Origin of the sequence: Rhodococcus sp. NPDC060176, from assembly GCF_042728675.1 — a bacterium.
Lineage (GTDB): Bacteria > Actinomycetota > Actinomycetes > Mycobacteriales > Mycobacteriaceae > Rhodococcus_F.
On record NZ_JBHWYS010000005.1, the window covers coordinates 13,536 to 26,447 of the forward strand.

14 protein-coding genes are annotated in these 12,912 nt (G+C 61.9%); 6 read left to right on the forward strand and 8 right to left on the reverse strand.

From position 1 onward, the window contains the following. Positions 1-147 precede the first annotated feature (147 nt). From ACFWEM_RS22505 to ACFWEM_RS22515, 3 genes are read left to right on the forward strand one after another with little or no spacing between them, the layout of a single operon-like run. Entirely contained in the window at positions 148-1,653 is a 1,506-nt protein-coding gene (locus tag ACFWEM_RS22505; protein ID WP_378537231.1) for a diguanylate cyclase, read from the forward strand. Positions 1,654-1,693: 40 nt separating this feature from the next. Next, positions 1,694-2,929: a formate-dependent phosphoribosylglycinamide formyltransferase gene (gene purT / locus ACFWEM_RS22510; RefSeq protein ID WP_378537234.1), complete on the forward strand. Its 1,236-nt coding sequence runs from the start codon at positions 1,694-1,696 to the stop codon at positions 2,927-2,929. Next, the gene (locus ACFWEM_RS22515; RefSeq protein WP_378537237.1) at positions 2,926-3,408 is read left to right on the forward strand and encodes a DUF456 domain-containing protein; all 483 of its coding nucleotides are present in this window, start codon (positions 2,926-2,928) and stop codon (positions 3,406-3,408) included. The genes purT and ACFWEM_RS22515 overlap by 4 nt, the downstream gene beginning before the upstream one ends. Here the strand turns inward: ACFWEM_RS22515 and ACFWEM_RS22520 are convergent. Together ACFWEM_RS22520 and ACFWEM_RS22525 are read right to left on the reverse strand one after the other, a co-directional pair. Beyond that, positions 3,312-4,151: an amidohydrolase family protein gene (locus ACFWEM_RS22520; RefSeq protein WP_378537240.1), complete on the reverse strand. Its 840-nt coding sequence runs from the start codon at positions 4,149-4,151 to the stop codon at positions 3,312-3,314. The two genes, ACFWEM_RS22515 and ACFWEM_RS22520, sit on opposite strands and share 97 nt — an antisense overlap. 109 nt (positions 4,152-4,260) lie before the next feature. Then, the gene (locus tag ACFWEM_RS22525) at positions 4,261-5,658 is read right to left on the reverse strand and encodes an FAD-dependent oxidoreductase (RefSeq protein WP_230816290.1); all 1,398 of its coding nucleotides are present in this window, start codon (positions 5,656-5,658) and stop codon (positions 4,261-4,263) included. A 230-nt stretch (positions 5,659-5,888) separates the two neighbouring features. On the opposite strand from ACFWEM_RS22525, the gene ACFWEM_RS22530 reads away from it, so the two are divergent. From ACFWEM_RS22530 to ACFWEM_RS22540, 3 genes are read left to right on the forward strand one after another with little or no spacing between them, the layout of a single operon-like run. Further along, positions 5,889-6,314: a hypothetical protein gene (locus ACFWEM_RS22530; RefSeq protein ID WP_378537244.1), complete on the forward strand. Its 426-nt coding sequence runs from the start codon at positions 5,889-5,891 to the stop codon at positions 6,312-6,314. 46 nt (positions 6,315-6,360) lie between these two features. After that, positions 6,361-6,789 carry a rhodanese-like domain-containing protein gene (locus ACFWEM_RS22535; protein WP_230816478.1) on the forward strand — a complete coding sequence of 143 codons (429 nt, stop codon included), beginning with the start codon at positions 6,361-6,363 and terminating at the stop codon, positions 6,787-6,789. Further along, positions 6,786-8,009: an O-succinylhomoserine sulfhydrylase gene (locus tag ACFWEM_RS22540; RefSeq protein WP_029254764.1), complete on the forward strand. Its 1,224-nt coding sequence runs from the start codon at positions 6,786-6,788 to the stop codon at positions 8,007-8,009. The genes ACFWEM_RS22535 and ACFWEM_RS22540 overlap by 4 nt, the downstream gene beginning before the upstream one ends. A 56-nt stretch (positions 8,010-8,065) precedes the next feature. Here the strand turns inward: ACFWEM_RS22540 and ACFWEM_RS22545 are convergent, their stop codons facing one another. Genes ACFWEM_RS22545 through ACFWEM_RS22570 form a run of 6 tightly spaced genes read right to left on the reverse strand, consistent with a single transcriptional unit; the run spans position 8,066 to position 12,657 of the window. Then, positions 8,066-8,662 (reverse strand): alternate-type signal peptide domain-containing protein, encoded by a 597-nt coding sequence (locus tag ACFWEM_RS22545; protein WP_378537248.1) that lies wholly within the window; start codon positions 8,660-8,662, stop codon positions 8,066-8,068. After that, on the reverse strand, positions 8,662-10,299 hold the full coding sequence (locus ACFWEM_RS22550) for a signal peptidase I (protein ID WP_378537251.1): 1,638 nt from the start codon (positions 10,297-10,299) through the stop codon (positions 8,662-8,664). Before ACFWEM_RS22550 ends, ACFWEM_RS22545 begins: the two co-directional genes overlap by 1 nt. A gap of 5 nt (positions 10,300-10,304) precedes the next feature. Further along, positions 10,305-10,907 carry a SipW-dependent-type signal peptide-containing protein gene (locus ACFWEM_RS22555; RefSeq protein ID WP_378537254.1) on the reverse strand — a complete coding sequence of 201 codons (603 nt, stop codon included), beginning with the start codon at positions 10,905-10,907 and terminating at the stop codon, positions 10,305-10,307. Next, complete coding sequence (locus tag ACFWEM_RS22560; protein ID WP_378537257.1) at positions 10,891-11,532, reverse strand: signal peptidase I; 642 nt, start codon at positions 11,530-11,532, stop codon at positions 10,891-10,893. The genes ACFWEM_RS22555 and ACFWEM_RS22560 overlap by 17 nt, the downstream gene beginning before the upstream one ends. Then, positions 11,529-12,095: a hypothetical protein gene (locus tag ACFWEM_RS22565; RefSeq protein WP_378537260.1), complete on the reverse strand. Its 567-nt coding sequence runs from the start codon at positions 12,093-12,095 to the stop codon at positions 11,529-11,531. The genes ACFWEM_RS22560 and ACFWEM_RS22565 overlap by 4 nt, the downstream gene beginning before the upstream one ends. A 4-nt stretch (positions 12,096-12,099) precedes the next feature. Next, positions 12,100-12,657 carry an alternate-type signal peptide domain-containing protein gene (locus ACFWEM_RS22570; RefSeq protein ID WP_235171573.1) on the reverse strand — a complete coding sequence of 186 codons (558 nt, stop codon included), beginning with the start codon at positions 12,655-12,657 and terminating at the stop codon, positions 12,100-12,102. Positions 12,658-12,912 lie beyond the last annotated feature (255 nt).

Here is a 12,912-nt window from a genome sequence, read left to right on the forward strand (position 1 = left end):
TGTTTTCGGCGATTGAACGAAGGCCAGCGGGTGAGGGCACCTGCGTACGATGGTTCGACGACATACAGACATACCGTCGACGGCATGCAAACGTGTCGCGACGTCCAGTGCTCCTGTCTTTCGAGGTAGCCGACCGCGAGGTGACGCATGGCAAGGAAAAGTCGCTTTCTGCGCCTGCTCCTCGTGCTGTCCGTCGTGCTTGTGGCTTCGTTGATCGGCATCCTCACACGCCCACCGGGTTTGCTCGCGACGTTCTGGTGCGCGAACGCCATTCTGCTGGGGATGATGGTCAGATGGCCGGTTTTGATCGAGTGGCCGACGTGGATCGCCGCGGCGGTCGGATACGTCTGCGCTGACCTGGTAACCGGCAACTCCCTGTCGCTCGCACTGCAGTTGAACGGGGCGAATCTTGCCGGAGTCACGGTCGGAGTCCTTGTTCTGCATTACCTGAAACGCACTCCGTTCCGCTTGGTCGATTCGCAGTCGCTGGTGTGGATGGTTTTCGTCTCGTTCGCGGCGGCGACTACAACCGCAGCCACAGCGGGCGCCTTGGGCCAAGTGCTGGGTGGGCAGTCGTTCACCTACACCTTTGTGCACTGGGGCAGTACGGAGGTGATGGCGTACTTGCTCGTTCTTCCACTCATCCTCACTTTCACGATCCCCGCGAGCCTTGCCGAGTTCCGCCGCACACTGACTGTCGAAACCGTGGCCACGATGAGCGTTCCCCTGCTGGCCACCGCTGCCTGCGTGCCGATCGCACTCAACATCGAAGGACCGATCGCGCTGGTCCTGCCTATCCCAGCTCTACTTTGGTGCGCGACCCGTATCTCGGTTCCGAGCACGGCGTTCGTTTCCGTGGTCTGGTCGGTGTGGTCGCTGATGATGGCGGGTAGCGGTCGACTCGACATCGGCGACCAAGCCACCTCGAGCTGGAACGAGGACGTCATCACGTCCATTGCGGTCACCTTGATCGCGTTGGGGCCGATCGCGGTGGCCTGCGCGACCGAGGAACGTCGTGCTGCCGAGCGCGAACTATTTCTCGCGGTCGAATTCGACCATTTGACCGGGGTGCTCTCGCGGGGTGCCTTTCTCGGACATGCGGAATCGGAACTTGCCGATGCGGCCCGCACACAGTCTCCGGTCGGCCTGCTGATGCTCGACCTGGACCACTTCAAGAGCATCAACGACACTCACGGACATATGACCGGTGACGGCGTTCTCGCGAACTTCGCCGAACGGGCCGCTGCCCGATTGTCCGACGGAGATCTGATCGGAAGGCTCGGCGGCGAGGAGTTCGCTATTCTGCTTCCGAACTGCAGCTTCACGCGAGCAGTCGACGTCGCCGAGGCCGTCCGCGGCGCGCAAGTCGAGTACTCGGCTGAATCAGACGTGACGAGCACCGTCAGTGTCGGAGTCGCGTGGGTCGATCATGCGACGCCGACGTTGACCACCCTCATGAGCGTCGCGGACGAGGCTCTGTACGACGCCAAGCGTGGCGGGCGCAACCTCGTGAAAGTGCGCCAGGTCGGCAACGACGCGTTGCCGCAACAGAATTCCGAGCCGGACACGGTCACCCGCACCTATCGCAAACCTGCCGTACCACGAACGATCAGGCAAGGTTTTCACCGCGAAGGTGTGGTGGACGGCCGATAACTGCGCTGACCTGCATCGGGATTGGCATATAGTCGCACCCATGCAGCTTGATTCGACGCCTTCGCACCTGCCGACACTTCCACTCCGATTCGGGACTCCACTGACCGAGAACTCCATCCGCGTGATGATGTTGGGATCAGGCGAGTTGGGCAAGGAAGTTGTCATCGCGTTGCAGCGTCTGGGCGTCGAAGTGATTGCGGTGGATCGGTATCCCGACGCCCCTGGGCACCAGGTGGCTCATCGCGCTCATACCGTCGACATGACCGATCCGGAAGCGCTGCTTGCCGTCATCGAGTTGGAAAAGCCTCACTTCGTCGTTCCCGAGATCGAGGCCATCGCGACGGATGCGCTTGCACTTGTCGAACAGCGTGGAGGCGCAGTGGTCATTCCCACTGCGAGGGCCACTCAGCTCACGATGAATCGTGAGGGGATTCGCCGGCTCGCAGCCGAGGAGCTGGGCCTGCCCACTTCGCCGTACGCTTTCGCGGACTCGCTTGCCGAAGTAACGGCAGCGACAGACCGAATCGGTTTCCCGTGCGTCGTCAAGCCCGTCATGTCCTCGTCAGGGAAGGGGCAGTCGACTGTTCGATCCGCCGAAGATCTCAGCGCGGCCTGGGATTACGCGATGGCCGGAGGCCGTGTGAATCACGGCCGGGTGATCGTCGAGGGTTTTGTCGATTTCGATTACGAGATAACCCAATTGACGGTTCGTGCCGTCGGCGACAGCGGTGAGGTCGAGACGTCGTTCTGCGAGCCGATCGGGCACCTGCAGGAGGCCGGCGACTACATCGAATCGTGGCAGCCGCAGCAGATGTCCGCGGTTGCCCTTGCGTCGGCCCGAGACGTCGCCGAGAAGGTGACCACGGCTTTGGGCGGGCGAGGCATCTTCGGCGTCGAACTTTTCGTGAAGGGCGACGACGTCTTCTTCTCCGAAGTGAGCCCACGGCCGCATGACACCGGATTGGTGACTCTGGGGACGCAGCGACTTTCCGAGTTCGAACTGCATGCCCGCGCGATCCTGGGCTTGCCGGTCGACACGACACTCACGGCTCCAGGAGCGTCGGCGGTGATCTACGGCGGTGTGGAGGCAAAGGGGATCGGATTCGACGGTGTCGCAGACGCTCTCGCGGTTCCCGAGACGGACCTGCGGCTCTTCGGCAAGCCGGAGAGCTTCACGCGTCGTCGCATGGGTGTTGCGGTGTCGACGGCCGCTGATGTCCCGACCGCACGCGCCCGTGCCCGCGAAGCCGCGTCGAAAGTACGTCCCGTCGGATGAGTCCAGTGGCCGAGGTCCTCGTCGGGCTGGTCATCCTGGTCGGCCTGATCGGAGTCGTCGTTCCGATCCTCCCGGGGACACTCCTCGTTTTCGGCGCGATTCTGGTGTGGGCGATCATGACCGGTGGCGCGACGGCGTGGACGGTGTTCGCATTGGCCACGCTGGCGCTGGTGGTCACCGGGATCGTGAAGTACACGTGGCCCGGCAAGCGGATGAAGTCCGGGGGAGTTCCCAACCTGTCTGTGGTGGTCGGCGGCGTCGTCGGCATCATCGGGTTCTTCGTGATACCGGTGGTGGGGTTGTTCCTCGGATTCATCGTCGGAACGTATTTCGCGGAACTAGCGCGGCTGCGCCGCTACGACATCGCTTGGTCGTCGACGCTTCACGCGGTGAAGGCAGTCGGATTGTCCATGCTGGTGGAACTGTTCGGAGCACTGATCGCCGCGGGGCTGTGGCTGGGCGCCGTCGCGTTCACCTGACCGCAGCGGTACCAGGAGCGGGCGTTGTCGCACATGACCGCGGACAGGTCGTCGCCGACAGCGTCGGCGATCACGTCCAGGTCATGAACCTCGAACGCTCGACGTGCCCGTGTGCCGGGTAAGTCGGTGCCGAACATCAGCGCAGCGGGGTTGACCGCGTGGATCTGGCGCAGCACGTCGCTGACGTCCGAGATCGTGGTGCGGCCGAACCCGGTGGCTTTGACGCGTACGCCTCGGTCGACGAGGTTGAGGAGATACGGTAGTCCCCGGGTGGACATTCCCAAGTGGTCGATGCTCACCGCGGGCAATTTGGCGAAAACAGGTTCCAACGACAGCAACAGTGTGGCATCGACGTAGAACTCGGCGTGCCAGCCGACCAGATCGAATGCGCGGTTGGCGAGATCGGCGAGCAGACGCAGGTCGGTGGCGCCGCGGCGCAGGTTGAACCGGACGGCGCGTACTCCCAGCGCGTCCAGAGCGACGATGTCTTCGTCCGTTGCATCGAGTGGCAAAGCAGTGACGCCGACCCAGCCTTCGCCCAGTTCGGACAGCGCGGCTTTCAGGTATTCCTGGTCATTGCCCTGGTACGACGCCGTCACGACAGCCCCGCCGTCCACGCTCAGGCCCTTCAGCGAGGCAACACGTGCCCGGTAATCGGACACGGTGAAGGGCTCAGGCAGGTACCCGTGATTCTCGACCAGCGGGAAGCGCGGGTCGATGATATGCACATGGGCGTCAAACACGGAGTCTATTTTGCCCTGTTGTCTTGGGTCCCTGCACACACCACCGGCCCGATGTGACCTGGGTCGCGTCGGGCCGGTGGATGGCTTGTGTTCAGTTACTTCTGTGCACTCAGTTGGTGCGGTCGGGCTCGGAAGCCTTCAGCATGTCGTGACGCTCGACGACCTTGATGCGCTCACGGCCCTCGGGCTCACCCAGGCTGCGCTCATGGGCGTCGAGGCGGTACCAGCCCTGCCACGTCGTGTACGGCACCTGCTTGCCTTCGAGGAACTCGATGACGGCGTTCTCGTCGGGGTTCGCGGCGCCGGCGAAGTTGACGGAATCCTCGAGGAGGTTCGCGACGGTTTCGTTGGCGTCACCCTTGGTGTGGCCGATGAGGCCGACGGGGCCGCGCTTGATCCAGCCGGTGACGTACGTGGCCGGCATGAACCGGGCGGCGCCTTCGGCGTTGTCGTCGGCGACGACGCGGCCGGCGTCATTGGGAACAGTGCCTGCCTGGTCGTCGAACGGCAGCTGCGTGACGTTCTGCGAGAGGTAACCGACGGCGCGGTATACGGCCTGGACATCCCAGTCCTTGTACGTGCCGGTGCCCTTGACGTTGCCGGTGCCGTCGAGCTGAGTGCGCTCGGTGCGCAGACCGACGACCTTGCCGTCTTCGCCGAGGATCTCGGTGGGAGATTCGAAGAAGTGCAGGAACAGCTTGTGGGGGCGGGCTCCGACGTCGCGAATTGCCCAGTCCTGCAGGGTGTTCGCAACCATGTCGACCTGCTTGGAGTTGCGGCGAGCCTGCTCGGAACCCTCGTCGTAGTCGATGTCCTCGGGGTCGACGATGACCTCGATGGTCGGCGAGTGGTCGAGTTCGCGCAGTTCGAGAGGCGTGAACTTGGCCTGGGCCGGGCCGCGGCGTCCGAAGACGTGAACCTCGACGGCCTTGTTGTTCTTGAGGCCCTCGTAGACGTTCGCGGGGATCTCGGTGGGCAGAAGTTCGTCGCCGGTCTTGGCGAGGACGCGGGCGATGTCGAGTGCAACGTTGCCCACGCCCAGGACGGCGACCTTCTCGGCTTCGAGCGGCCACGTACGCGGTACGTCGGGGTGGCCGTCGTACCAGGAGACGAAGTCGGCCGCGCCGTAGCTGCCGTCGAGTTCGATACCCGGGATGCCGAGTGCGCGGTCGGCGTTGGCGCCGGTGGAGAAGATGACTGCGTCGTAGAACGACTGCAGGTCGTCGAGGGTGATGTCGGTGCCGTAGTCGATGTTGCCGAGCAGGCGTACCTGAGGCTTGTCGAGCACCTTGTGCAGGGCGGTGATGATGCCCTTGATGCGCGGATGATCGGGCGCAACGCCGTAACGAATCAGGCCGAAGGGCGCGGGCATGCGCTCGAAGAGGTCGATGCTGACGCCGCGGCCGGAGACTGCGGTGTCGGATTTCATGAGGGCGTCGGCGGCGTAGATGCCGGCGGGGCCGGCGCCGACGATCGCGACCCGGAGTGGGCGGTTGGAGTCAGTCATCGTGAGGACAGCTACCTTCTTCGAAGTTCGGACAACATATCGACAAGTATCCAATTTAGCCGAACCTAAGCACAGTGCCTCGGTTGCGGCCGAACGGATCCACACTCTCACTCGATCGGTTGTGGGTAAACCTATTCTTTCTTCCCATTCTCCCGTTGTCTCGGGTATTCGGGGTAGGGGCCTGATCCTTGGCGGGTCACAATTTAAAGTTGTGGGGGAGTATTGGCACTATGAGTGACGAGCTTCGCGAATCCGACAACATCGATGGCAAGAAGGCGTCTGCGGGGCCATTTCTCTTGGCTGTCGCCATCGTCGCCTTGATTCTGGGTGGCATCTTTGTCGCGTCGTGGATTTCGCCGGCGGAGGAGAACGTCACCGAGTCCGACCGTGTCAGCCGTTCCGTCACCGACTACGTCGATGCCGAGAACCGAGATGATGCGGAAACGATCAAGACCCTGACCTGCGCGAGCTTCAATTCGAGCACTGGTCCGCTGGCCGGCGTGGACGGGACCGTCGAACTCAAAGGTGTGGACAAGGTCGAGGTCAACGGCGATCGCGGCAGGGCCGACGTGACAATCACCGGTGGCGGAGCGGGCGATCGAGTCTCGACTTGGGCACTGACCCGTGACGGCAACCGCTGGGTCGTCTGTAACTGACGGCCCACTCAGGCGCTCACGGCAGTCTTGTGAAAACATGGACTACGTGAGTTACGCAGGCGATCTGACGCCGGAGCAAGCCTGGGAGCTGCTCCGCGAAAACCCCGACGCCGTGCTGGTCGACGTGCGGACCGATGCGGAGTGGAAGTACGTCGGTGTCCCCGATGTTTCCTCCCTCGGCAAGCAGGCCGCACTGATCGAATGGGTGAGCCACCCGACCGGCGCGCGCAATGACAACTTCGTCGACCAGTTGAAGGAAGCCGGCATCACTGCCGACTCCTCCGGGTCGGAGCGTCCGGTGATCTTCCTGTGTCGATCCGGACAGCGTTCCATCGGTGCGGCGGAAGCTGCGACTGCGGCGGGTATCGGCCCGTCGTTCAACGTGCTCGACGGGTTCGAAGGCGCATTGGGTGCCGACGGACATCGCGGACTTGTAGGTTGGCGGGCCATCGGTCTGCCATGGAGGCAGCAGTGAGCGGAATTCCCCAGGGTGGCGCATTTCAACGAGCGCTGCCGGACGACGTCGGTCTCGGCACTCTCGGTGTTCGCGGCGGACTGATGCGTACCGGGTTCGAGGAGACGTCCGAAGCGCTGTTCCTCAACTCCGGATTCGTTTACGAGAGTGCAGAAGCCGCCGAACAAGCCTTCACCGGCGAGGTGGATCACTTTGTCTACTCCCGCTACGGCAACCCGACCGTCAAGATGTTCGAAGAACGTCTGCGTCTGATCGAAGGCGCGGAAGCCTGCTTTGCGACGGCCAGCGGAATGTCGGCCGTCTTCACGGCGTTGGGTGCGCTGTTGGGCAACGGCGACCGACTGGTTGCCGCGCGCAGCCTTTTCGGATCCTGCTTCGTGGTGTGCAACGAGATCCTCCCGCGCTGGGGCGTCGAGGTCGTTTTTGTCGACGGCGAGGACAACGCGCAGTGGGAAGAGGCGCTGTCCGTGCCCACCACGGCGGTGTTCTTCGAGACGCCGTCCAACCCGATGCAGTCCCTCGTCGACGTTCGGCGGGTGTCGGAGCTTGCTCATGCAGCCGGGGCAAAGGTAGTGCTGGACAACGTCTTCGCCACACCGCTCCTGCAACGCAGTCTCGATCTGGGTGCTGACGTCGTTGTGTACTCCGGCACCAAGCACATCGACGGTCAGGGCCGCGTGCTCGGTGGCGCGATCCTCGGAACCGAGGAGTACATCAGCGGTCCCGTTCGAGAACTGATGCGGCACACCGGACCTGCGCTCAGCCCGTTCAACGCCTGGACGCTACTCAAGGGTCTCGAGACGATGCCGGTCCGCATTCGGCACTCCGTGGCTTCGGCCCTCGAGATCGCAGAATTCCTCGAAGGGCACTCCGGCGTCAAGTGGGTCAAGTATCCGTACCTGACTTCGCACCCGCAGCACGAGCTCGCGAAGTCTCAAATGAGCGGCGGTGGAACCGTTGTCACGTTCGAGCTCAATGCCCCCGACGGTGAGGGCAAGAAGCGGGCATTCGAGGTTCTCAACGGCCTGCGCGTCATCGACATCTCCAACAACCTCGGTGACTCCAAGTCCTTGATCACCCATCCAGCCACGACGACGCACCGGGCGATGGGTCCGGAAGGGCGTGCAGCAGTCGGTATTACGGATGGCGTCGTGCGTCTGTCCGTGGGGCTCGAGGACACTGCCGATCTGTTGGCTGATCTGAAGCGGGCCCTCGGCTGAAGCCGTAGAACGCAACCCGTGGAACGCCTTCCTCGATCTTAGTTGGGCGAGGCGTTCTACGGCGCGGGCGTGAGTCCCAATTGTTTGACGTCGATTGTCAACGCCGTCGTATTCAGTGTGAGTCCTGAGCTCGTGGTATCGCTCGGGTAGATCGTGAACAGCACCTGCGCCGTCAGGTTGGTGTTGTTCAATGCCGACGTGACTGGGATGAGGTTCGGCGTCGGCGCTGTGCTGTCGTACAGCAGATTGTTGCTCTGATCGGTGACGTAGGTGCGGAGATCGACACTGGCGGTCGCGAGCCCGCCACTCAACTTGGTCTTGTCGACCGTCACATTGGCTCTCAACCGGGGACCGGTGGCCAAGACCTTCGAATCGCAGAAATACGTGTAGTTGAATCCGGGTTTGAGCCGGTAGGTAGTGATGTTCGGGATAGGCACGAGTGGATTCGGGTTAGTGGGCGCGTTGACGTAGATCTGTGAATACCAGCCACCGCCGCTCGTGGTCACGCATGCACCTAGATCGAGAGTCCCGGACTGCACAGCGGCGCTGGTCAGCGTTGCACTGTCCGTCCATTTCGCCAATGTCCCCGAACCACCGAGCAGTACAGCACCGGCCGCGGCGACTGCCATGGCAGCTTTCGTCGTCTTTTTCATCAGGGCACCAGCGCCTTGATCTCGTCCGGAAGTTCGCTCGGGGCAGGAGATTCGGCCCAGACTCCCGTTGAACTGTCGATGACGGAGACTCCGGACGTGGTGATCACGTACAACTGATCGGTACCGGTGAGCCAATGCAGGACAGCGTCGCTGTCGACGGTACCTCGATAGACTTCAGTGCCTGATGAATTCGACACGGACACAACGGTTCCACTGGTAGTCGAGAGCTTCTGTGCGCTGAGACCGGGAGTAGTCACCGGGGCGCCGACGGGGACCTCGCTCGGAGTGGTCGTGATTGGTGGCGCGGTCGTTGTCGATGTCGGTGTCGTTGACGTTGACGTGGCGGTTGTCGCGGGCGTTGTCGGGGACGCCGTAGTTGTAGTCGGTGACGAGGTGGTCGTCGAGACCACCGTAGTGCTGGAGGTTGCCGTAGTCTGCGCCGAAGTCGTGGTGGGCGTTAAGGATGCGGAGGCCGTGGAACTTGCGGCAGTAGCGGTCGTAGTCGGAGCGCTCGAAGCTTGCGCAGCCAGTGCGGAACGCGGGGCCGAGGCTGCCGTGGTTCCGCTCGTGGGTCCGGACACACAAGCCATGTCATTGAGGATTATGAGAGCTGTTGAACTGCTGACGCGGTACCCCGTGTACTCCGGTGACACATAAGCGCCCACGAGTCCGTGTAATTCGACGTCGTAGTTCGTGTTCGACAAGAGAATCCCGCCGCTCGGCAGATCGGACAACGTCAGGGTCGTGGACAGACCGGTCACGTCTCTGATCAGCGGAGGCTGGGTGGTGTTGGTCGCGTTTCGGACGATGATTCGAAATGTTTCTGTGGCTACGCCTGGCCAATCGAGCACGACGGAAGTTCCCTTATCCGTGCAGGTCATTGCCGAGGGAGGTTTCGGAAAGCTTGCGGCAGTGCTGAACGAAATGCTCCCCGCTGTCGCCGTGCCAGTGAAGGCTGCCTGTGTTCCGCCTATGTTGGCAATGCCTGCCACACTCAGACCGACGGTTGCCAATGCCACGACTGTTTTGAGGGCATGAGAATCGCCGCGTCCTGCGTTCAGATTTTTCGGTTGTGACTCATCGAGAACAACTTGCGGGTCATCGGCGCCGGGTCCCGAGATGCTTCGCTTCTTCTGCGGACGGAACGCAATGTAGGACAACCCGCATACGGCGATCGCGCCGAGCACGAAACCATTTGGGCCGGAAAGCCAGACAGCAACGTAGCCAAGTCGGTTGATACTGAAGAAGACTCGATCGGCCTCGGTGATGACATAAGGATCTGGGTCGGTGACGGGATTCGCGTCGCCGCGCAGTTGTGCAATTGCAAGGTTGTTGCCCTGCTGATCGATCGTTTCGACACGGTGTGTGATGCGCGTGCCTTGACTGTCGTACACGCTGACGATGTCGCCGACCTGAACTTCCGAAGCAGGCACAGTACGCGCAAATGCCAATGCGCCGGTATCGATCGTGGGAGACATCGATCCGCTCTTGAAGATCAGCGGCGTGATGCCGAAAGCGAAGCCGGCAACGAACAAGGCGATGGATGCCAGACCAACGAGCGCTCCGAGCGTGAGCAGGATTTCCTGAATCCGCCGCGGCATAGATGCTTTCGGTCTGATCTTGGTGTGTCGTGACACGGCGCTCACACCTTTGCCGAGAAGCTCAGGACGACGCTCGACGAGTTGCTCGTCGGTGGGGTCGGACTTGTCGGAAGCGTCACCGAGACACAGAGATTATGGGTTGCCCCGATAGCCAGAGAACGATCGGGCGCACCAACCGCCTGATCTGTGGTGAGGGTCAAGGGTAAGGACGACACCACGTTGATGCCGTCGGCGCATTTGTTGGCCACAGTTCCGTTCAACGACACAGTCATCCGCAAGTAGGTCGTCAGTGCGCCGGTGCTGGTGGAAGTTACCGTGTATTTCAGAGGAAGATTCACGCCTGCCCCCACGTTGTTGACTTTAACGACAGCGGAGTTCGAGTCGCCGGGAAGCATCCCTGATTTGCCGAGTTGGCTGAAGTTCAGTGTTGTGGTCAGCGCGGGTTGCGTTGTGGTATTCAACTGCAAATTGATCGACCCGGTCGTGATGTTTCCCGAAGTCGCAGTCGCGGAAGACGTCCAGGCCGCGAGCGTGGTCACACCGCCGACGCCCAGCACCATCCCCAGCGCGAGCAGCGCGCGAAAGCGCGTGCTGGTCAACAAGTGACGAATCCGATGGGCCGGACGGTCAGGGCGCGAGGGCATCGTGCTGGCCTTTCTCGATCTGGTCGGAGTCTGTGGGCTCGAGTGGTGCAGGGGCAGGAGCCAATCGGGCGCGAGCGCGCTCCTTGCGGCCGTCACGGATACCACTGATCATCATGTACGACGCGTACAGCAGTAGAGCGGTCACTACGATCACCACGATCACGGTGCGCTGCTCTCCCGTCAGCCAAGTGTTCACGTAACCGAGATAAGGCAGGCTGTACCAGACCTTTCCCCGGATCTGTACTGGCCGCACTTCTTTCTCGTCACGCTCACCGTTCGCGTCCCCCTGGGTGATGAAAGTTCTTTCACCCTTCTGGTTTTCGCTGGTGGCGATGATCCGGTGTGTGACGACGGTCGGCTGACCGGATTCGAGCTGGTAGGTAATGGGTGTACCGATCCCCAGTTCGGACGGATCGACAGGTTTGACGACTACCAGTGATCCAGGGTTGTACGTCGGACGCATCGAACCGGTCAGAATCGTGAAGCGCTGCGCTCCCGCGAAGAAGGGGACGACGATGGTTGCGACGATGACTGCCGAAATTGCCAGCAGCAGTGTCCAACTGACGATCGAGGTGATCCACCAGAGCGGGCCGGTATGTTCGCGCTTCGTGGAGTGCTTTGTCATACCGGACCTGCCTGGAACGTCAAGGTAGCGGTGTTTGTTGCACCTGAGACCGCCTTGGCACCTACCGTGAGCCGTAAACACAGGACGTAAGTTGCGTTCGAGGCCAGCGGACTCGGCATGTACGCCGGCGAAACCGGGTATTGCAGCGATGCATTCATCGAACCCGACATCAGCGAGGCGACTGCCGGAGCCGCTGTGTTCACTCCCGTCGGGCAGGCGCCTTCGTTGTCGACTTTGTATGTGGTCAGAGTGAATTCGGTCAGAGGGGTCGTCGCCTGCATTCGCCATTGCAAGGGGTCGGTTCCCGAGTTCTTGACGGTGAGCGGTGCTTGCACTGTATTTTCAGGAAGTACCAGAGTCGTTCCGGTCGTCAGCGTCGACAACGGGTACGACGCGCTGGTTCCAGTAGATGTACCGACCGTGAGATTGACGCTGGCGGCAGTCGCCGTACCGCCGTTCGCGCTCGCCGAATCGGACCACAGCGCGAGCGACTGCTGCGACGATGCGAACACCGCTACAGCAGCCACCGCGACTGCGATCGCTCCCCAGACCTTTTTCCTCATGAAATTACGGGGCCGGTGTCAGTGCTGTCTGAGTGACGACCAGCTTCATTGCCGACAAGTTCAGCGACTGGTTCTGCGCGACCTGGTTGGCCACCTCGGTGAAGTTCAGCCGGACCCCGACGTGGACGATCGTTCCGTTCTGCACCTTGGTGATCTGCGAAATCGGGTTGCCACCCGCGTCCTTGATGGTCGTAACCGGCTGCACTGCCGCGGCAAGTTCGGAGCTGTTGGCACCCGGAACGATTCCGGCCGTGTCGGCGGTCAGAACTGCGGCGAGACGATCGCCGACCGCGGTCACGGTTACGTCGCAGGTGTATTCGATGCTTTCGGTTGTGACGATGCGGTAGGCCGAGATGTTGGTGATCGCGGTCTTCGTCGGGTTGAGGGAGTTCCAACCGCCGCCGACCGGTGCGCAAGCGCTCAGGTCGAGGGCGCCGGACGTGACGGGCCCGCCGCCACTGACGTCGGCCGAATCGCTCCAGACTGCGAGCGAGCCCGCACCGCCGAGGAGGAGGGCGCCGGCCGCCGCAGCAGCGATCGCGCCCTTGGTCTGCTTCTTCATGAAAATCTCATTTCATGTCTGGGACCCGAAATGGGTCGTTCAGACATGAGTATCAGCCACGGCAAACGATTCGTTACTACTTTTTCGAAATTTCTTTTTCGACTCTGATTCACATTGTCCGGGGAATTGAAAGTGGCTCTGAGCTGCGGATAACTATCAGTATGTAATTTTGGTGCGAAGAAAACCGTTTGTTTGTCCAGTTGGACAAACGGGACGAGTCGGATCCTGGCAAACTCGCTGTTTTTTACCAGTTAA

Excerpts from the sequence above, each read along its gene's own strand:
- ACFWEM_RS22505 (WP_378537231.1), top strand. The coding sequence starts at position 148 with ATGGCAAGGAAAAGTCGCTTTCTGCGCCTGCTCCTCGTGCTGTCCGTC.
- purT (WP_378537234.1), top strand. The coding sequence starts at position 1,694 with ATGCAGCTTGATTCGACGCCTTCGCACCTGCCGACACTTCCACTCCGA.
- ACFWEM_RS22515 (WP_378537237.1), top strand. The coding sequence starts at position 2,926 with ATGAGTCCAGTGGCCGAGGTCCTCGTCGGGCTGGTCATCCTGGTCGGC.
- ACFWEM_RS22525 (WP_230816290.1), bottom strand. The coding sequence starts at position 5,658 with ATGACTGACTCCAACCGCCCACTCCGGGTCGCGATCGTCGGCGCCGGC.
- ACFWEM_RS22530 (WP_378537244.1), top strand. The coding sequence starts at position 5,889 with ATGAGTGACGAGCTTCGCGAATCCGACAACATCGATGGCAAGAAGGCG.
- ACFWEM_RS22545 (WP_378537248.1), bottom strand. The coding sequence starts at position 8,662 with ATGAAAAAGACGACGAAAGCTGCCATGGCAGTCGCCGCGGCCGGTGCT.
- ACFWEM_RS22555 (WP_378537254.1), bottom strand. The coding sequence starts at position 10,907 with ATGCCCTCGCGCCCTGACCGTCCGGCCCATCGGATTCGTCACTTGTTG.
- ACFWEM_RS22560 (WP_378537257.1), bottom strand. The coding sequence starts at position 11,532 with ATGACAAAGCACTCCACGAAGCGCGAACATACCGGCCCGCTCTGGTGG.
- ACFWEM_RS22565 (WP_378537260.1), bottom strand. The coding sequence starts at position 12,095 with ATGAGGAAAAAGGTCTGGGGAGCGATCGCAGTCGCGGTGGCTGCTGTA.
- ACFWEM_RS22570 (WP_235171573.1), bottom strand. The coding sequence starts at position 12,657 with ATGAAGAAGCAGACCAAGGGCGCGATCGCTGCTGCGGCGGCCGGCGCC.